The organism is Lacibacter luteus (genome assembly GCF_004118265.1).
GTDB classification, from domain to species: domain Bacteria; phylum Bacteroidota; class Bacteroidia; order Chitinophagales; family Chitinophagaceae; genus Lacibacter; species Lacibacter luteus.
Map to the genome: position 1 here is coordinate 213,398 of NZ_SDHW01000003.1, position 22,785 is coordinate 236,182.

25 protein-coding genes are annotated in these 22,785 nt (G+C 40.6%); 8 read left to right on the forward strand and 17 right to left on the reverse strand.

Annotated features, from left to right (window positions below):
* The first annotated feature begins 1 nt into the window (after position 1).
* On the forward strand, positions 2 to 238 hold the full coding sequence (locus tag ESA94_RS12015) for a helix-turn-helix domain-containing protein (protein WP_129131153.1): 237 nt from the start codon (positions 2 to 4) through the stop codon (positions 236 to 238).
* A 70-nt stretch (positions 239 to 308) separates the two neighbouring features.
* A complete protein-coding gene (locus ESA94_RS12020) occupies positions 309 to 755 on the forward strand; it encodes a RidA family protein (RefSeq protein ID WP_205755971.1) in 447 nt (148 codons plus the stop codon).
* Here ESA94_RS12020 and nth read toward each other — a convergent pair whose 3' ends face one another.
* The 4 genes from nth to eno all read right to left on the reverse strand — a co-directional run bounded on the left by nth (position 756) and on the right by eno (position 3,431).
* On the reverse strand, positions 756 to 1,400 hold the full coding sequence (gene nth, locus ESA94_RS12025; protein ID WP_129131154.1) for an endonuclease III: 645 nt from the start codon (positions 1,398 to 1,400) through the stop codon (positions 756 to 758).
* Positions 1,401 to 1,439: 39 nt separating this feature from the next.
* Positions 1,440 to 1,685, reverse strand: a complete 246-nt coding sequence (locus ESA94_RS12030; protein ID WP_129131155.1) for an anti-sigma factor — start codon at positions 1,683 to 1,685, stop codon at positions 1,440 to 1,442.
* Between the two features lie 91 nt (positions 1,686 to 1,776).
* Positions 1,777 to 2,070: an FtsB family cell division protein gene (locus ESA94_RS12035; protein WP_129131156.1), complete on the reverse strand. Its 294-nt coding sequence runs from the start codon at positions 2,068 to 2,070 to the stop codon at positions 1,777 to 1,779.
* A gap of 68 nt (positions 2,071 to 2,138) precedes the next feature.
* On the reverse strand, positions 2,139 to 3,431 hold the full coding sequence (gene eno / locus ESA94_RS12040; protein WP_129131157.1) for a phosphopyruvate hydratase: 1,293 nt from the start codon (positions 3,429 to 3,431) through the stop codon (positions 2,139 to 2,141).
* A 228-nt stretch (positions 3,432 to 3,659) separates the two neighbouring features.
* Here eno and ESA94_RS12045 point away from each other — a divergent pair, with 228 nt between their 5' ends.
* Positions 3,660 to 4,226 carry a DUF4126 domain-containing protein gene (locus ESA94_RS12045; protein WP_129131158.1) on the forward strand — a complete coding sequence of 189 codons (567 nt, stop codon included), beginning with the start codon at positions 3,660 to 3,662 and terminating at the stop codon, positions 4,224 to 4,226.
* A 15-nt stretch (positions 4,227 to 4,241) separates the two neighbouring features.
* Here ESA94_RS12045 and ESA94_RS12050 read toward each other — a convergent pair whose 3' ends face one another.
* The 5 genes from ESA94_RS12050 to ESA94_RS12070 all read right to left on the reverse strand — a co-directional run bounded on the left by ESA94_RS12050 (position 4,242) and on the right by ESA94_RS12070 (position 9,590).
* Positions 4,242 to 4,670 (reverse strand): DUF3592 domain-containing protein, encoded by a 429-nt coding sequence (locus ESA94_RS12050; RefSeq protein WP_129131159.1) that lies wholly within the window; start codon positions 4,668 to 4,670, stop codon positions 4,242 to 4,244.
* Between the two features lie 66 nt (positions 4,671 to 4,736).
* Positions 4,737 to 5,630 carry a gliding motility-associated ABC transporter ATP-binding subunit GldA gene (gene gldA, locus ESA94_RS12055; RefSeq protein ID WP_129131160.1) on the reverse strand — a complete coding sequence of 298 codons (894 nt, stop codon included), beginning with the start codon at positions 5,628 to 5,630 and terminating at the stop codon, positions 4,737 to 4,739.
* A 46-nt stretch (positions 5,631 to 5,676) separates the two neighbouring features.
* Complete coding sequence (locus ESA94_RS12060; RefSeq protein WP_129131161.1) at positions 5,677 to 7,584, reverse strand: gliding motility-associated C-terminal domain-containing protein; 1,908 nt, start codon at positions 7,582 to 7,584, stop codon at positions 5,677 to 5,679.
* 188 nt (positions 7,585 to 7,772) lie between these two features.
* Positions 7,773 to 8,018 (reverse strand): DUF6814 family protein, encoded by a 246-nt coding sequence (locus ESA94_RS12065; RefSeq protein WP_129131162.1) that lies wholly within the window; start codon positions 8,016 to 8,018, stop codon positions 7,773 to 7,775.
* Positions 8,019 to 8,060: 42 nt separating this feature from the next.
* Positions 8,061 to 9,590 carry an MFS transporter gene (locus tag ESA94_RS12070; protein ID WP_129131163.1) on the reverse strand — a complete coding sequence of 510 codons (1,530 nt, stop codon included), beginning with the start codon at positions 9,588 to 9,590 and terminating at the stop codon, positions 8,061 to 8,063.
* Between the two features lie 228 nt (positions 9,591 to 9,818).
* Between ESA94_RS12070 and acs the strand changes: the two genes are divergently transcribed.
* Positions 9,819 to 11,759, forward strand: a complete 1,941-nt coding sequence (acs, locus tag ESA94_RS12075) for an acetate--CoA ligase (protein ID WP_129131164.1) — start codon at positions 9,819 to 9,821, stop codon at positions 11,757 to 11,759.
* Positions 11,760 to 11,829: 70 nt separating this feature from the next.
* On the opposite strand, the gene ESA94_RS12080 is transcribed toward acs, so the two are convergent.
* The 7 genes from ESA94_RS12080 to ESA94_RS12110 all read right to left on the reverse strand — a co-directional run bounded on the left by ESA94_RS12080 (position 11,830) and on the right by ESA94_RS12110 (position 17,631).
* A complete protein-coding gene (locus tag ESA94_RS12080; RefSeq protein ID WP_129131165.1) occupies positions 11,830 to 13,473 on the reverse strand; it encodes a hypothetical protein in 1,644 nt (547 codons plus the stop codon).
* Positions 13,474 to 13,539: 66 nt separating this feature from the next.
* Entirely contained in the window at positions 13,540 to 14,100 is a 561-nt protein-coding gene (locus ESA94_RS12085) for a L,D-transpeptidase family protein (protein WP_129131166.1), read from the reverse strand.
* A gap of 173 nt (positions 14,101 to 14,273) precedes the next feature.
* On the reverse strand, positions 14,274 to 14,681 hold the full coding sequence (locus tag ESA94_RS12090; protein WP_129131167.1) for a DUF4332 domain-containing protein: 408 nt from the start codon (positions 14,679 to 14,681) through the stop codon (positions 14,274 to 14,276).
* Between the two features lie 117 nt (positions 14,682 to 14,798).
* Positions 14,799 to 15,656: an outer membrane beta-barrel protein gene (locus ESA94_RS12095; protein WP_129131168.1), complete on the reverse strand. Its 858-nt coding sequence runs from the start codon at positions 15,654 to 15,656 to the stop codon at positions 14,799 to 14,801.
* Between the two features lie 24 nt (positions 15,657 to 15,680).
* Entirely contained in the window at positions 15,681 to 16,760 is a 1,080-nt protein-coding gene (locus tag ESA94_RS12100) for an anti-sigma factor family protein (protein ID WP_129131169.1), read from the reverse strand.
* Positions 16,761 to 16,857: 97 nt separating this feature from the next.
* A complete protein-coding gene (locus tag ESA94_RS12105) occupies positions 16,858 to 17,343 on the reverse strand; it encodes an RNA polymerase sigma factor (protein WP_129131170.1) in 486 nt (161 codons plus the stop codon).
* A gap of 87 nt (positions 17,344 to 17,430) precedes the next feature.
* Positions 17,431 to 17,631, reverse strand: a complete 201-nt coding sequence (locus ESA94_RS12110; protein ID WP_129131171.1) for a hypothetical protein — start codon at positions 17,629 to 17,631, stop codon at positions 17,431 to 17,433.
* Between the two features lie 201 nt (positions 17,632 to 17,832).
* Here ESA94_RS12110 and kbl point away from each other — a divergent pair, with 201 nt between their 5' ends.
* Positions 17,833 to 19,032: a glycine C-acetyltransferase gene (gene kbl, locus ESA94_RS12115; protein WP_129131172.1), complete on the forward strand. Its 1,200-nt coding sequence runs from the start codon at positions 17,833 to 17,835 to the stop codon at positions 19,030 to 19,032.
* A 68-nt stretch (positions 19,033 to 19,100) separates the two neighbouring features.
* Here the strand turns inward: kbl and ESA94_RS12120 are convergent, their stop codons facing one another.
* On the reverse strand, positions 19,101 to 20,012 hold the full coding sequence (locus ESA94_RS12120) for a hypothetical protein (protein WP_129131173.1): 912 nt from the start codon (positions 20,010 to 20,012) through the stop codon (positions 19,101 to 19,103).
* A 95-nt stretch (positions 20,013 to 20,107) separates the two neighbouring features.
* Between ESA94_RS12120 and blaOXA the strand changes: the two genes are divergently transcribed.
* The 3 genes from blaOXA (at position 20,108) to ESA94_RS12135 (ending at position 22,739) form a co-directional block, all read left to right on the forward strand.
* Positions 20,108 to 20,932 carry a class D beta-lactamase gene (gene blaOXA / locus ESA94_RS12125; RefSeq protein ID WP_240671043.1) on the forward strand — a complete coding sequence of 275 codons (825 nt, stop codon included), beginning with the start codon at positions 20,108 to 20,110 and terminating at the stop codon, positions 20,930 to 20,932.
* Between the two features lie 155 nt (positions 20,933 to 21,087).
* Complete coding sequence (locus tag ESA94_RS12130) at positions 21,088 to 22,110, forward strand: VWA domain-containing protein (protein WP_129131174.1); 1,023 nt, start codon at positions 21,088 to 21,090, stop codon at positions 22,108 to 22,110.
* Positions 22,107 to 22,739 (forward strand): tetratricopeptide repeat protein, encoded by a 633-nt coding sequence (locus tag ESA94_RS12135; protein ID WP_129131175.1) that lies wholly within the window; start codon positions 22,107 to 22,109, stop codon positions 22,737 to 22,739. Before ESA94_RS12130 ends, ESA94_RS12135 begins: the two co-directional genes overlap by 4 nt.
* The last annotated feature ends 46 nt before the right edge of the window (positions 22,740 to 22,785 follow it).

A 22,785-nucleotide genomic window follows, 5' to 3' on the forward strand; every position in this document is an offset into this window, starting at 1 on the left:
CATGCCCATTGTAGTAAACCTTGATGTAATGCTGGCAAAACGTAAAATGTCGCTCACCGAATTGAGCGAACGTGTCAATATTACCATGGGGAATCTCAGTATTCTTAAAACCGGTAAAGCAAAAGCAATTCGTTTTTCTACGTTAGACGATATCTGTAAAGTATTACAATGCCAGCCAGGCGATATTCTGGAATATATGTCGAATGAAGATTATGAACGACTGATGTCTAAAGAATAAATTACCACTGATGGATTTTTCGTTTTTCCATCTGACAATAGCATTTAATTTGTTTTCAAATCTTATGATCATGAACAGAATATTCTTTCTTGCTATGTGCATTGTTTTATCGCTTACAACAATTGCACAGCAAACAAAGGCCCCAATTGAAAAAGAAAAATGGCATTGGGGCAATCCCAACAAACAAGATACTGCATCGGGTTATGCACAAACACTTAAAGTGGGTGATGTGCTGTACATATCGGGTACGGTTTCAACAACACTTGATGAAGCAGGAGTAAAACGTTTGTACAGCGGACTGGAACGCTCATTGAAACAATACGGATTAACTTTTCAGCATGTGGTAAAAGAAAATCTGTACACTACCGATATTGAAGCGATGAAGCAATTGAACGATGTGCGCAAACAGTTTTACAAAGGCGATTTTCCTGCTGCTACCTGGGTACAGATAACCCGGTTGTTTATGCCCGAAGCAAAACTGGAAGTTGAGTTGGTAGCACATTTTCCAAAGCAATAATTACCGGTTATTCTTCTCAAAATATTTACAGCAATGCTGCAAGCCACATTCCCTGCATTTGGGTGTGCGTGCAAGACAAACATAACGGCCATGTAAAATAAGCCAGTGATGTGCTTTATGAATAAGTTCGGTTGGAAAATTTTTGATGAGTTCTTTTTCTACTGCTAAAGGAGTAGTAGCAGTTTGTTTTACAAGGCCAATTCGTTTGCTTACACGAAACACATGCGTATCAACCGCCATATTGGGTTGCTCATCCACAACAGAAGTAATTACATTGGCTGTTTTACGTCCAACGCCGGGCAATGTTACAAGTTCATCAACTGTAAGCGGCACTTCACTGTTAAACTCGTTTACAAGCTTTTGTGCCATGCCAATAAGATGCTTGGTTTTGTTGTTGGGATAAGAAATGCTTTTGATCAGCGGAAACAACTCGTCGAAGCTCGCTTTGCTTAAACTTTCTGCATCGGGGTATTGTTCAAAAATGGCAGGAGTCGTCAGGTTTACCCGTTTATCGGTGCATTGGGCACTTAAAATAACAGCTACAAGTAATTGGTACGGGTTGTCGTACAAAAGTTCGGTTTCTGCATCGGGTGCATGTACAGTAAAATAATCGATAACCGATTGGTAACGTTCTTTGGTAGTCATTCAAACATGGTATTGAACGACGGCGAAATTAGGGAAAGATCAGTTTGAAGAAATATCTGTTGTTGCCAGCGATTTGTTGGCATATTTAAGAATGGATAATACCGTTTCTGTTCGGGGTGCAAAACTTACTTGTGAGAGTCGTTGAGCGGCTTTTTTAATTACTTCGAACTTTTCTCTCAGTGTCCAGTCTTCGGCTAAAGCTTTCTCAATAGCCTCATTTTCTGCTGGGGTCGTTTCCTTATAGAGATATTGTAACAAGTCTTCCGGCGTAAATTTTTGTGTCATAAGCAATCCTTTTTGTTTAGGTGGCTTTCCATAAGGATGCTTTTCTATTAAACGCTGTTGGTAAACTTGTATTGTGTGGGACGAAGCTATTTTATTCGTCGAAGAGGAAAATGTCCTCGTTGTCCTTTTTCATGTAATACTTCTCCCTGGCGAGACGTTCGTAGGCTGCCGGGTCGTTTTTACGGCTTTCAAGCTCAGTTTTAGCCGCTTCGATCTTCTGATTATAATAAGTATTACTGCTTCTCAGTTCGCTGAGTTTGCGGTAACGGCTTACCTGAGTAAGAAAATCGTTCCTGTCAACAAACAGCATCCAAACCGCAAAACCAATAATGGTTAAAACGTATTTGTTTTTTAAGATGGGAGGAATGCCTGTTAACAGTTTCATATTTTGTTTATGGATAATAGTTTATGGTTCATAGCAAACTACTATGAACCATGAACTATTAACGAATGTTACTTACCAAATTTAATCTTTCCTTTTGGATATACAGCATTTCCGCTCAGCATTTCTTCAATGCGGATCAGCTGGTTGTATTTCGCCATACGGTCGGTACGTGAAGCAGAACCGGTTTTGATCTGGCCACAGTTTAACGCAACAGCTAAATCAGCAATAGTTGTATCTTCTGTTTCACCGCTTCTGTGACTCATTACAGATGTGTAACCTGCGTTCTGTGCCATTTGTACAGCATTGATGGTTTCAGTTACAGTACCGATCTGGTTTACTTTAACCAGGATGCTGTTAGCAATACCTTTATCAATACCATCTTTTAAACGCTTAACGTTCGTAACAAACAGATCATCGCCTACCAACTGGCATTTGCTGCCGATGCTTTCTGTTAATTTTTTCCAACCTGCCCAATCATCTTCAGCCATACCATCTTCAATAGAAACGATCGGATATTTATTTACCCACTCAGTCCAGTAAGCAACCATTTCATCGCTGCTGATTACTTTACCGGGATTGCTCTTGTAGAATTTGTATGTGTTTGTTGCTTCATCGTACATTTCGCTTGATGCAGCATCCATTGCAATGCCAACTTCTTCACCTGGTTTGTAACCGGCTGCAGTTATTGCTTCGAGTACAGTTTCTATTGCTTCTTCGTTGCTTTGAATTTCAGGAGCAAAACCACCTTCGTCACCAACGTTTGTGCTGTAGCCTTTTTTCTTTAATACAGATTTAAGGTTGTGGAAAATTTCAACACCCCAACGTAAGCCTTCGCTGAAAGAAGGAGCACCAACAGGGATGATCATAAATTCCTGGAAATCGATTTTGTTATCGGCATGTGCACCGCCATTCATGATGTTCATCAACGGCATTGGCAATACAGTTGCATTAACACCACCGAGGTAACGATACAAAGGTAAACCGCTTTCTTCTGCAGCCGCTTTTGCAACAGCCATACTTACAGCCAATGTTGCATTTGCACCAAGATTACTTTTGTTTTCTGTGCCATCAATTTTTAATAATAAAGAATCGATGTAGGCCTGGCGTGTAACATCAATACCGATGAGTTGATCTGCAATTACATCGTTTACGTTTGCTACAGCTTTTAATACACCACGACCAAGGTATTTGCTTTTGTCGCCATCACGTAATTCAACCGCTTCGTGTTTACCTGTACTTGCACCGCTTGGTACAGCAGCACGGCCAATAATACCATTTTCGGTTATCACATCTACTTCCACTGTTGGGTTACCACGACTGTCGAGGATTTGTCTTGCATGAATGTCGGCAATGAAGCTCATAATCTTGAATTTGTAGTTTAAGTTATAGTCCGGAAGTCGGGAAGAGAAAAGACCGGAAGAGAATCAGTTCCAAAACAGCTGTCAACAGCAGAGTCAATTCTTTCGGACTTTCTGACTCTTCTCTTTTCTGACTTTTTTTGTTTGCGCTGCAAAGAAAAGACATTCAACGGGAGGAACAATGATTATAAGCAGTGAAAATGATTATTTTTAACTACAACAAACGATTGTATGGAAGTACAACTGGTTACAGCTGCTGCTATGGGAATTGCATTGAGTGCCTGTTGCGGTTTTCGTGTGTTTGTGCCAATGCTGGGCGCAAGTTTTGCAGCCTGGCAGCACTGGTATGCATTACCTGCAGATATGCAATGGCTGGGTTCGTTGCCGGCCCTGCTTTGTTTTGCTACAGCGGCAGTATTGGAAATTGTTGCGTACTATATTCCGTTTGTAGATAATCTGCTCGATACAATTGCCACACCTTTGGCAGTTGCTGCAGGAACTGTTCTTGCAGCTTCGTTTTTACCTATTGCCGATTTTAACCCGTTGTTGAAATGGATACTTGCCATTATTGCCGGAGGTGGTGCTGCGGGTACAGTACAGGCAGGTACCGGTTTGCTCCGTTTGTTTTCTACAAAAACAACAGCCGGTGCCGGAAATGTAGTTGTATCAACAAGCGAAAATGCAGCAGCCATCAGCGGAACAGCATTAAGCTTTATTGCTCCAATAGTTATTGCAGTGCTGATGTTGTTGTTGATTGGATGGATATTGGTGAAGGGGCTGGGGAGTATAAGAGGCTGATGATCACAGGAAAGTTTAATCAAAAAAAACTTTGTACAAAAATCCTAAGTTCAAGCTGACCAGAACAATTGCTATCAGAATAATCTCCATTGCTTTAGAAAGTAAATAAGTGTTGTAATTGGCAATCACTTCTTTCGGATTGTTGCTATCATAACAAATACCAATTGAGGATCCTACTACTGGTTTCTTAAATGAAAAATTATCCGTTTGATATTCGTACCTGGTATTATTGACGAAATACCGGATCAATGGGGCGTATTGCGTATGGCCGTCGGAATCGTCTTTTTCTGCAAATCCAATGATTTCTCCTTGATCCTTCTGTCCGTTCACAACGAGTTTGTTTAACCTGAAAAATTCAGGGATTGCATTTTTCAAAAAAACACGATAGCTAATGATATCGAAAATTAAAATTCCAACAATCGATAAATACAATAAGATATTCATTTATTTCTTCGATCTGTCTTAATTTGAAGAAATTCTGTTACGATGATTGCAATTGATTATACATTCCTACGATGTCAAACTCCTGAACACATCTTCCAGCGAGTTTTCGTCACTCTTCAACGAAAGCACATTCAGTTTTTTTTCGATCGATAATTGCAACAATTGTTTCTTTACTGCATCAGGATTATCTGTGTTAAATTTCCACGTTGTATTATTTAAGCGAATACAATTTTGAATGCCTTGAAACAATGATTCATCCACTTCTTCTTTAATTTCAAGAGTAACAGAACCCGAGTGTGCATTTTTTACCAAGAGCGAAAGCTTATCATCTGCAACAATAGTTCCTTTATTAATGATGATAACACGTTCGCAAAGTGCCTGTACTTCCTGCATGATGTGCGAAGAGAATAAAACTGTTTTATTTTTACCCAACTCTTTGATCACATTTCTGATCTCAACAATTTGATTTGGATCTAATCCGCTTGTTGGTTCATCCAGGATCAATACTTCAGGATCATGAATAAGTGCTGCTGCCAAACCAACACGTTGCTTATAACCTTTTGAAAGTTGTGCAATTTTTTTATGCGCTTCCGGCGTTAAGCCAACCTGCTCAATTGTTTTTTGGATTTTGTCTTTTGGATTTTCTACAGCATGTACTTCAGCAATAAACGAAAGATATTCCCGTACATACATATCGTAATACAAGGCATTGCTTTCGGGCAGGTAACCGATCTTTTGTTTTGTTTCAGTCGATTGATCGTTAACCTTGATGTTGCACACCAACGCTTCACCTCCGCTTGGTTGCAGATAGCCTGTGATCATTTTCATAGTTGTGCTTTTGCCTGCACCATTGGGACCAAGAAAACCAACGATCTCGCCTTTATTCACTTTAAACGAAATACCGTTTACAGCTTTTTGTTCGCCGTAAATTTTTACCAGGTTATTTACCTCAATCGACATACACTGTGTTTGGGTCAAAAATAAAGTAAAATCAATTCAGTAGTTGCTAAGGAATAAGCAATACAGTTCCCTTTTGTTTGTAGAGTTTATCGTTGCGTTTATACACAAGTGTCCATACATACTGCCCGGGAGGCGCTTTCTGATTATTCATTGTGCCATTCCAGCCAATGTTTAAAGAACTTGAAACAAAGATTTGTTGCCCCCATCGATTGTAGATCTTGAGCTCAAAGGAGTCGATACGGAAATAAGCTTTTGCTTTTAAAACATCATTTAAGCCATCGCTGTTAGGTGTAAATATATTCGGCACAAAGATCATGTCTGCGCAATCTTTAAAATCGATCATGATTTCATCGGTAGCCACGCCGCAGAAATTACTTACTGCTACGGTATATAATCCCGGAGTTGTAACGGTAATACTTGTATCAGTTGAATTATTACTCCACAAGTATGCTTCAGCCAATGGATGTTTTGCATGCAGTGTAACCTGCTCGCTGTAGCAAAGCGATGTGTCGTTGCCCAATGCAACAGTTGGTGTAAAGTTGCGGCTGATGATGAATGTATCTCTGCGGCTGCAAACATTATCAGTTGTAAGTAAAGTATAGGTGCCAATGTTAGAGAAAGTTCGTTGAGCCGATGTATTACCATCGTTCCATAAATAAGTTGTAGGAGCTGTTTGCTGTACATCAACCGGCAGCACTTGTGCATCGCATAACACCGTATCTGTTGGTGTTAATTGCTGAAAAAGATTGGGCTGCACTGCAACAGTAATAGAACCGTTGCTTACACAACCACCATTTGTTATTAGCTGAAGATTATAAGTACCTCCATCATTTACACTTGCAGTTGAAAAGATCAAAGAATCATTTTGGTTATTGATGATTGTTGATCCCTTCGACCAATTGTATTGCAAAGCTGTTACAGGTGTTGAAATATACAGAGGCAGTTGTTCGCAAACAGGTGCATTGCTGCGTAACTGTGCTGCCTGCGGCCTGTAGACGTTTGCATTGATAACAGGAGAAATGGCTCTGCAGTTTGTGGAATTAATATTCACTGCTTCTGCAACAAGTAAACGATACGCACCGCTGTCGCTTGTTTGTGCATTGCTAATGCTGAGACTGGTTGTTGTTGCAAATGGAATATTCGCCCAACCATTACCGTTATTAAACTGCCATTGATAAGCAGGGTTTGCATAAAAACCATTAGCAACATTTACACTTAATTGCAGGTTGCTGCCAATGCATGCATCGTTACTGTTTTGGTAAGCACCATTTAAACTGGTGGTCATTGCCGGTCCGCACAATGTAAATTCAATATCATCCAACGCAAGATCGTTGCCGATGCCACCGGCCTGGTTATTGAAGATGCGGAGTATTACAGAGGTTTCGCCAGTAGGTAATGCAAAGGGAAATCCATAACGCTCCCATGTAAAATTGCTGTAACGGGGAATTGTTGGAGTAATAAAACTTGCCAGAACATTACCTGATGTTGCACTGCTTATTTCAAACCGGATAACAGGATCGAGTGGGTTACTTAAACCAAGTGGAATAAGATTAGCGATCCATGCAGAGAAATAGAGTTGCGAACCCGAGCACAAATTATTTACTCTTGTTTCATAAAATTTTCCTGCAGTATAATCTGCATTGATCACCATCATATTTCCGCCCGAAGAATGATCGTAACCGATATGCCAGGAATTAAATTGCCTGCCACCTGTTGCAATATCGGCAGTTGTTTTTCTGATGCCATACTCGCCATCATTGATCAAACCAAGCGAATCAAACGCATAGGTTGTAATGCCCGGTGCAAGTGGTGAGCCTGTTAACGGTGAACTAAGGCCACCGCCAAAATTTTCATAAAATAAAACATTGCCTGTGCATTGTGCCGCAACAAACTTGGTGCAGGTTGTAAGCAAAAAAAGAAAGACAAATGTTAACGCTAATCGATAGTTGTGCATGATGTTGGGCCAAACTCAAATGTAACCATTATTTATATGCAGAAAAAAGCCCCCTGATGAAGATCAGGGGGCTTAAAAAAACCAACCATATGAACAGACATCGAACAGAATCAATAGGGAATTGTCCGTGTTCTTTCAATAAAAAAGACCACGCTGCTGCTCAATTCGCTGCACTGGTAATATATTTTTTAGTCTGCAACATCGTCCGAATTTTCCGGCAATTGATCATATTCACCTTGCAAAGCATACCATCCGAAAATGACCATGCCAATTGCAATTGGTATAAATACAATTACAAAAACAGCCCATTGAATTTTTGTATCAATAACAGGCTTGCTTTTTATTTCGGCAATGGCAGTGCTTATAAGGAAGTAACAGGTTAATGGCCCCAGTAACATCCAAAGAATGCCGGCATATCGTTTCAATTTATTCATAACATATATTGTAAAGCGTAAAGGAATGATTTATTGTAAGTATTAATCGTTTACGTTCGGGTCAATTTTATTGTTAATGTATAGCGTACCAATGATCATACAAACTGCTGCTACAACAATCGGGTACCACAAACCAATTAATGCATCGTTGGTATAAATGGTGGTAAGTAATGTTGCAATAAACGGTGTTAAACCTCCAAACACACCATTGCCAATGTGGTAGGGCAAACTCATAGATGTATAACGGATCTTTGTCGGGAAAAGTTCAACAAGAAATGCAGCAATCGGACCATACACCATTGTAACAAAAAGAATCAACAGAAATACCAATGCTGCAAATTTTGTGTACGTTGCTGTATTTAAGGTAACGCCCGAATACAGGGGTTTGGTATCGGCAATACGCATATTGTTTGCCTGCAGAGTATCAGTTTTTGTTTCAGTAAATTGTATGTTGTCTTTAGTTTGAAAAACTGTTTTTGTTATTGCCAGTGTTTGATTTACAAGAACAGTAGTGCTGCTGTCTTGCTTTACAACAACAAGCTCCTGTTGCAGCCATTCTTTTACATTGGTATCGTTTTTAAACATGGTAAAGATTGGCCGGTACAATAAAACACCCGCCAGCATACCAATGATCATGATCCACTTTCGGCCAATCCTATCACTCAAACTTCCAAACACCACAAAAAATGGAGTTGCAAATACAATTGCCCAAATAAGTATTGTACGGCTCTGATCAAAATCGAGTTTACAAACATTTTCTAAAAATGATTGCGCATAAAACTGTCCGGTGTACCAGATAACACCCTGGCCCATGGTTGCGCCAAACAATGCAAGCAGCACCATTTTTAAATTGCCTTTGTGTGCAAAGCTTTCCTTCAATGGATTCACCGATGTTTTGCCTTCTGATTTTAATTTGGCATACAAAGGCGATTCGCTCATTTTTAAACGGATGTAAATTGATACACCTACCAATAGAATGGAAACAAGAAAAGGAATACGCCAACCCCAATCGTTAAACTTGGCAATTGATTTTGCAGGATCACTATCCAAACCATGTCGTGTTAAAAGAATTACACCCAACGATACAAATAAACCAAGAGTTGCAGTTGTTTGAATCCACGAAGTAAAATAACCACGCTTGTCTGCAGGTGCATGTTCTGCAACATAAGTTGCTGCACCACCATATTCGCCACCCAATGCAAGGCCCTGCAGTAAACGCAACAGCAATACAATAATAGGTGCTGCAAAGCCAATTTTATCATAACCCGGTACCAGGCCAATACCAAATGTGGCACCACCCATTAATACCAATGTTAAAAGAAAAGTGTACTTGCGCCCAATCATATCGCCGAGGCGGCCAAACACCAATGCACCAAAAGGGCGCACAATAAAACCTGCAGCAAATGTTGCAAGAGTGGAAAGTAATGCTGCTGTTGGATTTGTTTTCGGAAAAAACTGGTTGGCAATAACCGTTGCAAGGCTGCCGAAAATGTAAAAGTCGTACCATTCAATTAAAGTGCCCAGCGATGATGCACCGATAATCTTCCAGATACCTTTGTTCTGAGGCTTCATGCAAAAAACATATTGAGTTAGTGATCGTAAAAAATACGCATTGATTAATGCATGCAGCACATGCTTGCAAACAGGCTGCGGCAAATCAATCGTATCAGTCTTGAAATATAAGCTATCTGTTTCAACACAGTTGTTTGCTTTTGAAAAATAAATATGCAAACGTTCCCAAACAGCCTGTACGGCTATTTTTGCTAACTTGTGACCCTTAAAATTTTCAGATCGTTTGCTATGAGTTATCCTTACCAAATTACTTCGTTAGAACAGTACAAAGCTGATTATAAAAAAAGTGTGGAAGAGCCCGAAGCTTTCTGGGGCAACATTGCTGAAAACTTTCAGTGGCGCAAAAAATGGAACAAAGTTTTAGATTGGAATTTTCGTGAACCGAAAGTAGAATGGTTCCAGGGTGCAAAACTCAACATCACCGAAAACTGTATCGATCGTCATTTGGCAACAATGGGCGATAAGCCCGCCATTATTTGGGAACCCAACAATCCCGAAGAGCGTGTGCGTATTGTAACCTATAACCGTTTGCATAAACGTGTTTGCCAGTTTGCGCAGGTGTTAAAAAACAATGGTGTTAAAAAAGGCGATCGTGTTTGTATTTATATGGGCATGGTACCCGAGCTGGCGTATGCTGTGTTAGGCTGTGCAAGAATTGGTGCTATACATAGTGTGATCTTTGGTGGCTTTAGTGCACAAAGTATTGCCGATCGTTTGTACGATGCACAGGCTGAATTTATTGTTACCTGCGATGGTGCTTACCGTGGCAATAAAGATATTCCACTTAAGAGTGTTATTGACGATGCGTTAATCGGTAACCGCACTGTAAAAAAAGTAATTGTGTACACCCGTACACGCACGCCTGTATCAATGTTAAAAGGAAGAGATGTATGGTGGGAAGATGAAATGGAACATGCAGAACACCAGGTGGAACAAAATGGTGTGGTATCTTTTCCTGCAGAAGAAATGGATGCAGAAGATCCGTTGTTTATTTTATATACAAGTGGTTCAACAGGTAAACCAAAAGGTGTGGTGCACAGCAGTGCCGGTTATATGTTGTGGACCAACTACACATTTGTAAACGTCTTTCAATACAAGCCAGGTGATGTGCATTTTTGTACTGCAGATATTGGCTGGATAACAGGACACAGTTATATCCTTTACGGTCCGTTAAGTGCAGGCGGCACATCATTAATGTTCGAAGGTATTCCTACATGGCCCGATGCAGGACGTTTCTGGGATATTGTTGATAAGCATAAAGTAAATATTCTGTACACTGCACCAACAGCCATACGCAGTTTAATGGGTTTTGGTTTGGAACCTTTGAAAGGAAAAGATCTTTCCTCATTAAAAATATTGGGTACTGTAGGCGAACCAATTAATGAAGAAGCATGGCATTGGTACGATGAGCATGTTGGTAAAGGCAAATGCCCCATTGTTGATACCTGGTGGCAAACAGAAACAGGTGGCTGTTTAATTTCAAATATGGCAGGCGTTACGCCGGCCAAACCAAGCTGGGCTACATTACCAATGCCGGGTGTGCAACCGATACTGGTTGATGAAAAAGGAGAGGAGGTAACAGAGGCAGATGAAGACGGCATTATTAAAGGTAACCTGTGTATTAAAGCGCCATGGCCTGCTATTCTTCGTACAACTTATGGCGATCATGAACGTTGCAGACAAAACTATTTTGCAACGTATGAGAATTTATATTTTACAGGTGATGGTGCATTGAAAGATGCCGATGGCAATTTCCGTATTACAGGTCGTGTGGATGATGTATTGAATGTAAGCGGCCATCGTATTGGTACAGCCGAAGTAGAGAATGCCCTTAATATGCACGCAGGTGTTGTGGAAAGTGCAGTAGTGGGTTATCCGCACGATGTAAAAGGACAAGGCATTTATGCTTATGTTATTTATGGGCACATGCACAACAACGATGAAGAGCTTACACGAAAGGATATTCTGCAAACAGTAACACGTGTAATTGGCCCCATTGCAAAGCCCGATAAAATTCAGTTTGTAAGCGGCTTGCCTAAAACTCGTAGCGGAAAAATTATGCGCCGCATCTTACGCAAAATTGCAGAAGGTGAAACCGGTAGTCTTGGCGATACAAGTACTTTGCTTGACCCTGCTGTTGTAGATGAAATTGTAAAAGGAAAATTATAAAAGTAAACCCCGCCGAAGCGGGGTTCTTTTTTACAACGTGGATTTTGGGTAAACTCCTGTCGAAAAATTTTTATTCTAAAGGCATTTTAGCAAACCACAATGTTTTACCGCTTTTGTTTTCGCCAAGGAAAACAAGTTGCCCTTTACCAATTGGCAGGAAGGGATATTTGTTGTTTACATAGTAATCGCTCTTGCCCTGACCAAACTGTGCAAACTCACCAATGGCTGCATTGTTAATATTAATTACACTTACACTTGGATAAACAAGAAACTTGTATTTGCTTTCGCCGAGTTCACGTTCTGTTTTAACACCGGCCATTTCCATAATCATCCAGTACAGTTTACTTCCATCGTTGCTGAACACAAGTGTTTGGCTGTTGGGCGACATGCTTGCTTCTTTATCATTTTCTTCTCGGCGTACACCATAAGCTGCTTTTAACGAACCGGTGCTGCTGAAGTGCATCATGATGATATCTTCATACTTGATTGTGGGGCCACCACCTGAGCCTAACACTTTTACACCTCCCGATTTTTTATACTTCTGTCCGGTTAAGAAAATGTCGCCTGTTGGTGAAACTTTCAGATCGGCGATGCGGAATTTTTTTCCGGTGTATTCAGGTTTTTTCTTTTGCGATGCAGGCGATTTTGCTTTTGCTTCAAAATCATCCAACGTATTGTTGGTAACAAAATCTACTTTTCCATTACTGATCTTAACTATCTGGAAACCTTTTGCTTTAAACTCATCGTTTTGTCCTTCTCTTGCATCAGACGAAGGTTGCGGAGCACTGAATTTTTCATTGTAATAATCATCGTCGCTGCCTGTTGCTCCAAGAATCAATACGCCGTCGTTTGTTTGTACAAACATGTTACCATTAAAAATCCCGGTCTTCGATTTAACAGCAATGCGTTCTTTTATTTTTCCATTGTAACCTAAACGTACAAATGTGTAATTGGTAGGATCAGCATCTGCAATGTTTTTCATACCCTTGCCGCCCATTGGTGCAAACAGGATGAGAATATCATCTTCTGCATTTGCATCTTCGTCGTTATCGGCACTGCTGATGCCCGCAATGGATTGTGGTGTATCGAAGTTGATGGTTTGATCGCCAATGCGGTTCATCTCTGTATCAAACCGCATTACATGTATTTCTTTGTACTGGCGCATAGGGTCTTTGGCCATTGGTCCTTTTGCGCCTGCAATTACTAATATACTTTCCAGTTCATCCTGTTCGGTATGAGCGAGGTAAAACAGTTTTTCACCATCATCGGTTTTGGGTTTCAGTTTGTCGGCTAACGAAATTTTTGAATCGTAGCCGCCCCAGAACCAGTTCCATTTTCGTTTAATGATCTTACGGCGAAGCACCAATGTGCCCATGAAGTTTGTTTCAACTGTAAGCGAGTTGAGTGTGTATTCTTCTCCTTTATCAACCCTATAGCCTTTTACTTTTTCCATCGGCTGTTCGCTCTCTTCCATTCCTTTAAAATTGAAATCGAGATCGAAGCGATAGGTTTCGAATTTTGCTTTTTTATTGGTGGCTTTGGTAACGTAGGTCATCGTAAGCTCGTTCTTACCATCTTCAATAACGGGTTCGTACAAATAACCTTTGTTGGCTTTCTTAGAAATTTCGTGTGTGCCTTCTTTCGAAATTTTTTGTGCAGATAAGCTGATGCCGCTGCAGATAAAAATCAGCATCAGGCTGAGTTTCGGTTTCATGTTGTGGAGTTTGAAACCAAAGGAACTTTTTTTTGCAGGCTTATGCCATACCGTGCTGCGGGTATTTTAATGGAGGATGGTTACTTCGGTACCAACGGGTAGCAGATCGTACAATTCTTTTGCATATTCCCGTTTGGTAGAAATACAACCGAGCGTCCAGTTATAATAGTAATCAACAAACCTGTCTTCGTTACGTCGTGTGGCATGGATGCCGATACCGCCACCGGGTTTTGCATTGGCCGGAATTACACCTTGTGATTTGCGTGTGTTGAATTTTTCAAGATCTGTTTGTGTTGGATAATCAAGCAGGAGAAAATGTCCCCATTCGGGATGAAGTTTTTTTGCAATGATTTTGAAATGACCTTCAGGTGTCCGGCGGTCGCCCTCCATCATCTTATCCGTCATTTCGCTGGTGCCAAAAACAACCGGGTAAGTAGATACCCATCCTTCCTCATCGTACAGCTTCAATTCGTAATGACTTTTGTCAATAACGATCCGGTAATTGCTAGAAACACGAACGGGCTTTTTAGAAACCGTAGCTGTTTTGTTTCGATGAAAAAAACTGAAACCCGACAGGGCCAGCATTACTGCACTGCAAATAACCAGCAAGGTTGATTGGCTTTTCATTTTACACGTTGTTTTCGATGGTACGTATATAACGACGGAAAATTATTCCATATTTTCTGTTGTAAATCTAATTAACAAACTATTGATGGCAATGGGGATAAATAAGCGAGCTACAGAAAATAAGAAAGCCGCTTGTTGGTAAGCGGCTTTTTTATTGTACATCGAAAAATTGCTTAGTGAAAAACTTTTTGCTCCAGTGTTTTTGCCTGCGCAATCATATCGGCTAATGTATCGGCTGATGGTATTTTACCTGTTAAACCAAATTGCTCATTGGTTTCAACAAGTTTACTGTGCAGGTTGTCGGCGTTGCGTGTAGCCAATTCTTTTACTGTATCTACACCGGCAGCTTCCAGCAACTCTGCTGTTTGCCCGGCAACACCGTTGATGCGATGAAGGTCTGCATGATTAACCCAGGTAAGAATCAGGTTTTCGGGAATACCCGTTACTTCATTAATACCCGATCTTCCTTTTTTGGTACCACCTTGTGCAAGCAGATCGTTTGTTGTAAAAATGGCCATAGTTTCAAGTCTTGCTGCATAGTTGGGGCCAATCCCTTCAATATCGATTACTTTATAGTTCATCTGTTTTTTTTGAGTGAGCAAATTAAGGAAAATACCCACCCCAACACCAATCGGCAGACTATAAAAAAGCCGCTCCCTTTCAGGAGCGGCCTGCCAGAGAATACAGCGTTAGCTGTATTACCAGCTGCTAAGCCGGATACCAATATTGTAAGGTGTTTGTTGTAATCCGTTTTTGTGTAATTCGTTTAAGGCATAGCTACCATAAAGACGCACTGCACCAAGATTTAATTCGCCAACAGCAGAAAGTTTCCAGGGCTCGAGGTTAAAATCGCTTCTTACTTTTTCTTTTCCGTTTTGTTCGCTTTTCATTTTCTGGCGGGCAGCATACAGGTAACCTGCACTTACACCTGCACTGAAACCATAACCTTTTTTACGTTTAGGTGCAAAGTTGAAATCGAGCATAACAGGTACAGTTAAATAATCGGCTGCCAGTTTGTTTTTACGGTATTTGATATTGTCGATGGTAATGTTAGTAGTTGGCTCTGTATTGTAACGCACACTTTTTTCGAAACTGTAGTTGTTCATTTCAACACCTAAACCATATTTAAGATTTACTACGTGTTGAATAAGATTAACACGCTGCATAAAGAACCAAACGTTTACGTTTATTGAACGGCCATTGCGTAACTCAAGTTGTTCTTTTGTACCACCGGGGAAAAAGGCCTGTGTAGCAGGTGCTGCGTAATTTGTTTGATCGTTTACATTGGAGAAACCAAGATCAACGATCAGCCAGTTGGTACTCACGTTCGATTTTTTTGATTCTTTCCGTTTTTTAATTTCAACGGTAGTACCATCGTTATCATTGTCATCATCATCAGACTTCTGATCTTTCTTTTCTTTACCATCATTCTTTTTAATGATGACCATGTTGCCGATTTTAATCGTGTCGGCACTTTGTGGTTTTGTGGTGTCGGTTTGTGCATTAACGCCAAGGCATACGATGAGACCAAGCAATGCGAGTAGAGACTGCTTCATAAAATTTCCGTTTAAAGTTTTTTGTTATTGGGTGTTTACTGCAAACACAGCAAAGCGTACTTCGGAGCTGCCTGATTGAATACCGGTTTTACGTTCAAACGTCCGTTTTGCTTTTTTAAGTAAGCCCGCTATACCTGTTCTGCGTTGTCTTTCTTCGGTAAGAAGTTCATTGCCTTCTTCGTTGTCAACTGCAGCAACATCGTTATTGTAAATGGTATAAGCGGCGTTGGTTGCTGTGCTTGTTTCTATAGGTTGTACGGTTGGTGTTGTAGAAATGTTACGTGGAAAATCAGAATTATTTTTCGCAACATCTGTTTTTGTTGTTGTTACTGGAGTTAACTCAACATCGGGTTGCTTAATTGTAGCTGTTTTGCCTGTATTGTTGGTTACTACAGGTGTAGATCCTGTAACAGTATTTGTTTTACTATTGCTTTGTACGTTGTTTGTTTCAGCTGCAGCAACAAAATTATTTTCCTGATGTTGAAGTTGATTTTCTTCTTTCAATATTTCTTTAACTGTCTTTTGATTTTGTTTCCCTGTTTGTTTTCCATTTTTAAGATCAGCAGTTACAAACTTTGTCGGGTCGGTTGTATTTTCTTTACCTATCAATAACCACATTGCACTGCCAAGCAATACAACAACTGCTGCAGCTGCACTCCAGCGGCGTGCTGTTGCACTTAACGAAAACACACGGGCCGGTTCGGTTTGTTTGTACAGTAGTTGTTTATCGGGAAATACTATTGAGTTGTCAGGCGTTACCTGGCTGCGGCGTAACCACAAAAGATCTTTCTGCAGATCGACATTTGTAAGTAATTCTTTTTCTACGTTGGCTTTGTCGGCAGCAGTTAATTCTTCATCAACATACATTAACAGTTGCTCTTCGCTTATTGCAGGTTCTTCAACCGGTTTTAATAAGGATTGCACAAACGATTCATCAAGTTTGGCATCGGTATTAAACGTAGATTGACTGATGAGGTTGAACTCTTCTTTCAGGTCGGGGTTGGCCGCCACGAAAGCTTCCACAATTTTCCGTTGCCCGGCTGTCAACTCATTGTCGACATACAGGAGGAAAAACTCTTCGTAATTATGGCGGTTAATGTTCATTGTTTGTTTTTTGTCCGAAAGTCGGTAAGACCGAAGTCCGGAAGATTATTCATCTGTCAGCATTTTTCTTTCTGACTTTCCGACTAATAACTTCTAACTACATCACGTTCTCAATACTCACTAAATAATTCTTCAACTGCAAACGTGCCCTGTGCAAATACACTTTTACCTGGCTTTCGTTCAATCCCGTTATTTCACCAATCTCTTCGTAACTGTATCCTTCATAATCTTTCAGCAGTACCAGGCTGCGGGCTGTTTCGCTTAAGCGTGCCAATGCTTCTTCCAGTACTTTCTTCATATTGTGCTGCGGCCTGTCCTGTATACGCACTTCTTCTGCAAATTCATCTTTCAACGTCATCCGTTTGTGTTTGCGTATATGATCGATCATTTGGTTATACGCAATCGTAAACAGGTACGATTTGCTCCGCTCGGCATCCACATTGTCCTTATTCACCCACAATTTTTCGAAAGCACTCTGCACAACATCCCGTGCATCTTCTTCGTGCCCCAAATTTTTGAGGATAAAACGGTACACGTTGTCGGCATACCGGGTCACACATTCATTATATTCTCTGGCGGTCATAAATCAGTTAGTGATCCGTGATGATAAGTTTAACTATCTGTGTTACGGACACATCAATAAAAAGTTACAGCTAAAGGAAAATATTTTTTAGAGCGATCCTGAAAACGAATCTAAAATAAAGAACCCTGTTTGGGGAGCATTGTTGCTGGCAGGTTTTTCCTGGCAGGTTTTTTTGCATTTGGGTGAAGCAGGTGCGAGTTTCTTAGATGTAGATGTACCGGAAAGCAATGCCCATGAAGAAACTGCTACAAGAATAACAGCGGCCAATAAGATTAATTGCTTTTTCATCTGCTTTGTAATTGCTTTTTCTTTTACCGGTTATTCTGCTTTGGAACAGCCAAACTGAAACCCGGTTACGATATACGACGAAGGTAGAGCTAAAATGTTACAAACGCCCCACATATTTATGTGAATTTCTAAAAGGTGCAATCGGTTACACGTGCAAGGAGTGGTGAATCGCCCTAAATTTGTCGCCTAAACTATTGACGTATGAATGCGAAACTTGTGCAACGAATTGCAAATGAACTGGATGAGATAAAAGCCAATGGGCTTTTTAAGACCGAACGAATTATTGAAAGTGCGCAGGGACCTGAGATAATGGTTAACGGAAAGATTGTTCTTAACTTCTGCGCCAATAACTATCTGGGGCTTTCATCGCACCCGAAAGTAATTGAAGCGTCGAAAAAATACATCGACCTGCGTGGTTACGGTATGAGCAGTGTTCGCTTCATTTGTGGTACACAGGATATTCATAAAGAACTGGAAGCTAAAATTTCGAAATTCCTCGGTACAGAAGATACTATTTTATATGCAGCTGCTTTCGATGCAAATGGTGGTGTGTTTGAACCGTTGTTTGGCGAACAGGATGCCATCATCAGCGATGCATTGAACCATGCAAGTATTATCGATGGTGTGCGTTTGTGCAAAGCTCAGCGTTTTCGTTACGAACATAACAACATGGCCGATCTTGAAACAAAACTCCAGGAAGCAGCCGGTGCCCGCAACCGTGTAATTGTTACTGATGGAAGTTTCAGCATGGATGGTACTATTGCGCAACTGGATAAAATAGTTGAACTGGCAGAAAAATATGATGCAGCAATTATGGTTGACGAATGCCATAGCAGTGGTTTCTTAGGTAAAACCGGCCGTGGCACACACGAATACCGTGGTGTAATGGGTAAGATTGATATCATTACCGGCACATTGGGTAAAGCACTCGGCGGTGCAAGCGGTGGTTTTACCAGCGGAAGTAAAGAAGTAATTGAAATGCTTCGTCAGCGTTCACGCCCATATCTTTTCAGTAATACATTAGCACCAAGTATTGTTGGTGCATCCATTGCAGTAATGGATCTGTTAAGCGAAACAACAGAGTTGCGTGATAAACTGGAAACAAATACCAAATACTTCCGTAGTAAAATGACAGCGGCAGGGTTTGATATTAAGCCAGGCGACCACCCGATTGTACCTATTATGTTGTACGATGCAGTGGTGGCACAAAACTTTGCAGCCAAATTGCTGGCTGAAGGTATTTATGTGATCGGCTTCTTCTTCCCTGTTGTTGCAAAAGGCCAGGCACGCATTCGTGTACAGTTAAGTGCTGCACACGATCAGCAACATTTAGATAAAGCCATTGCTGCATTTACAAAAGTGGGTAAAGAGTTAGGTGTGTTGAAGGAAGTAACAGCATAAATGCTGAATTCATAAAAAAAGCCGGTACAAATTTTTTGCACCGGCTTTTTTATTGGTATCAGTTTAGTTTATTTGATTGTTGGAATTAATCCACGCACGCCCATATCAACCAGTGTTTCCTGTTTCAAAGGTTCCCATTTGCCATTTGGGTTAAGGTCTTTCCACTCTACACTTTTGTTGGTGCTGAAACTGCATTCCACAACTATATCTTTTGTTTCATTACCGGTAATTTTCAACTTGCCGTTTGCAAATGCAGCGGTAACTACGCAACTGCCTGCGGGAATAGGTGAAGTATTGAAGAGTGGATTTACAACAGTGGTAGCACCTGCAGGCGCTTGTCCGCTTTGCACAACGGGAATAGTTGTACCAAGTACAGACACATTTGTTTCAAATCCCCAAAAACCTTGCGTACGATTACCGTTCACTGTAACACTTTGTGCTTTTACCGTAAAGTTTTTGATGTAGGTATTAAAACCAATGAATGAAGCCAGTGTGGCATTCATATCCTGGTTAATGGATACGCCGTTGATGCTTGTATCAACTCTTATTTTTACATCTCCATTTTGATAGGCAAGTGAAATACGTATCCATTCATATTCACCAATTGCAACCTGGTTGATGGGTACTTCATAGAATACTTCGTTATTACCTGCTTGTGGAGCTTTTTCATAATCAATGGCATTGCTGCCGCCAGTAGTTGTTTCGGCAGCACGGTATAAAACCGCCCCTTTTCCAAGCAGTGTAAGTGCATTTGGAGCCAGCTCAATATAATGCGCACTCATTTTATTCATCACGCCACTTTGCGCTGCGTTACCTGCCGGTATGGTAGAAGGCTGCCCGATATTGTTGAGTCGCACCTGTGTTGAATCGAATTTAAATTTGAAGATGAGTTTGGCGTTACTGTTGCCTGTTTCATTTTTCTTACAACCTGTTATAAAGAGCACTATTGCCAACAATGAGCAGATAAGAATACGGTACATGGGTGGTTGGTTTTAGCTTCTCTAAACGTCGTGTAAAAAAGCTTATTGTTTTCCCTGAAGTTTTAAGAGCGCATTCACATTCTAACTTTACTTTTGTGCCAAATTTCAACGGTATGCGTCTTGTTTCTGTTTTGGTAGCGGTTGTGCTAGTCTTCAATTCCTGCTCCATTAATAATTTTTCGATCGATAACGACCTGCAGCAATATTTCGACAAATACAAAGTAAAAGGGTCGTTTGCCATGTTCGATAATGCACAGGCGCATTTTACCATTTACGATTCAGCAAATTTCCGCAAGCGCTATACACCTGCTTCAACATTTAAAATTGTTAACTCGTTAATTGGATTAGAAACCGGAAAGATCTTCGATGAAAAAATGATCATTAAATGGGATGGTGTTGTAAGAGAAAGGGAAGAATTGAATAAAGATATGAGCATGGAAGAAGCGTTTAAAGTTTCTTCTGTTCCTTACTACCAGGAAGTGGCCCGCCGCATAGGAAAAGATACCATGCAATATTGGCTCGATTCGATCAAGTATGGTAACATGCAAATTGGCAATGCTGTCGATTCGTTCTGGCTCAACAATCAATTAAAAATTTCGCCCGATGAGCAATTGGGTTTGGTGAAGCGTTTATACTTCGAACAATTACCTTTTCAAAAACGTACACAACAGATCGTTCGTAAAGTAATGTTGCAGGAAGATAACTCACTCTACAAACTATCGTACAAAACAGGTTGGGGCTTCGATGAAAAAGGCGATAATGTAGGTTGGATTGTTGGCTGGATTGAAGAAAACCGTCACCCATATTTCTTTGTACTGCTGGTACAATCGCCCGACCGTAATTACGATATGCGTGCAAACCGCAAAGCATTGCTCAACGATATTCTGAAGCATTACGACTTTATGCAGGGAAAGAAGTAAAGCAGTTTATAGTTTCTGGTTTCTTGTTTATTGTTGAATGGTCTTCGACAGACTATCTGCTAATGACTATTGGCCATCGACTTTACAAACCTTGGCGCAACTTTTGCAGGCTCTTTGTCGTTATTCCGGTATCTTGTAACTGAAAAACGCAAACTTTGTTTTCCTTCGCCCATATTGCATATTTATTGTTACTGCTGCTGCTTATTCCCGCAGCAATCTTGTTTGTATTCAACAAACGCTGGAAGAAGAAAACAAAAAAGAAGATCGGTGATGAACAATTGGTCGATCTGCTTACGGCTAATCATTCAAAGAAAAAATTCTCTGTAAAATTTTATTTCATTTTAGGGGCAATGGCACTTACTGCTTTAGGCGCTGCTAATTTGCGTACAGCCGGTAAAGCAGAGTTGGTTAACAGAAAGGGGAGAGATATTGTTATTGCCATGGATGTAAGCAAAAGCATGCTGGCCGATGATGTTAAACCCACACGTTTAGACAAAGCCAAACAGTTTGCAACAAAATTGCTGGATCAATTGCCCGACGATCGTATTGGTTTGATCTGGTTTGCAGGTAAAGCGTATTTGCCCATGCCGTTAACGGCCGATCAGGGTGCTGCCAAACTTTTTATTCAATCTGCAGCTCCCGATGCGGTACCCACACAAGGCACTGTAGTTGGCGAAGCATTACGACTTGCAGTTGAAAGTTTTCCGCAGGATAGCAAACGCTATAAAATTATTGTGCTGATAACCGATGGAGAAGATCACGATGATGCTGCAGAAAGAATGGCGAAGGAACTAAAAGACCGGGGCATTCTTTTATTGACCATTGGTTTAGGTTCTTTGGAAGGTTCGGCCATACCTGATCCTGAAACAAAAAATTATAAGAAAGATAAATTCGGCCAAACTGTTATTACAAAACTGAACGAGCCTTTGCTGAAGCAACTGGCTGCTGTAAGCGGTGGCTTGTATGGCAACCTGGAAAATACGGATGATATGCTGAAGGATGTAATTGCAACAATCAACCAGGTTGAAAAGAAAGCAGTGGAAGGTGAAGTAAGTCCAACAAATTACAACAACTACTTTATGTGGTTTTTGCTTGGGGCATTGCTGTTGCTTATTGCAGAACTTTTTATATCAGAACGAAATAAACCAGCAACAGTTGTTGCGAAGAAAAAAGGATGAAACTGATTTTTACCATATGCAGTTTAATGTTGAGTGTGTTTACGTACGCACAGGAGGGTGATGTGGTAAAAGGAAACCGTTATTACAAAGAAGGGAATTACGAAAAAGCAGAAGAAGCTTATCGCAAAGCATTGGAAAAAAAGCCAACACCTGTTGCCGGTTATAACCTTGGCAACACTTTGTATAAGCGTGAAGAAATTGAAAAGGCTTTAAAAGCATTTGATGAAGCAATTGAAGCTACAGATGATCCTGCTTTAAAAACAAAAGCACTTTATAACAAAGCTGTGCTCTTGCATAAAAACAACCGTATACCTGAAGCAATTGCGGCATATAAACAAGCATTACGTTTATCGCCCAATGATGAGGAAGTACGGAAGAACTTGCAGATAGCTTTGCGCACACAAAAGCAACCGGAAGAAAAAAAGAAAGAGCAGAAGAAGCAGCAAAAGCCCAAAGAGGAAAAGAAAAAAGAGCAACCAAAACCACAGCAACCCAAGCCTCAAAAAAGCAAGCTTACCAAAAAGCAGGCAGAGCAATACCTGAAAGCACTGGAACAAAAGGAAAAAGAGCTCCAGGAAAAAGTTCAGAAAAAAACAGGTGCTCCCAACCAGCCCGAAAAAGACTGGTAGGCCATTTATGAGTTCAGATTTACGATTTTAGATTTATTGGAAGTAA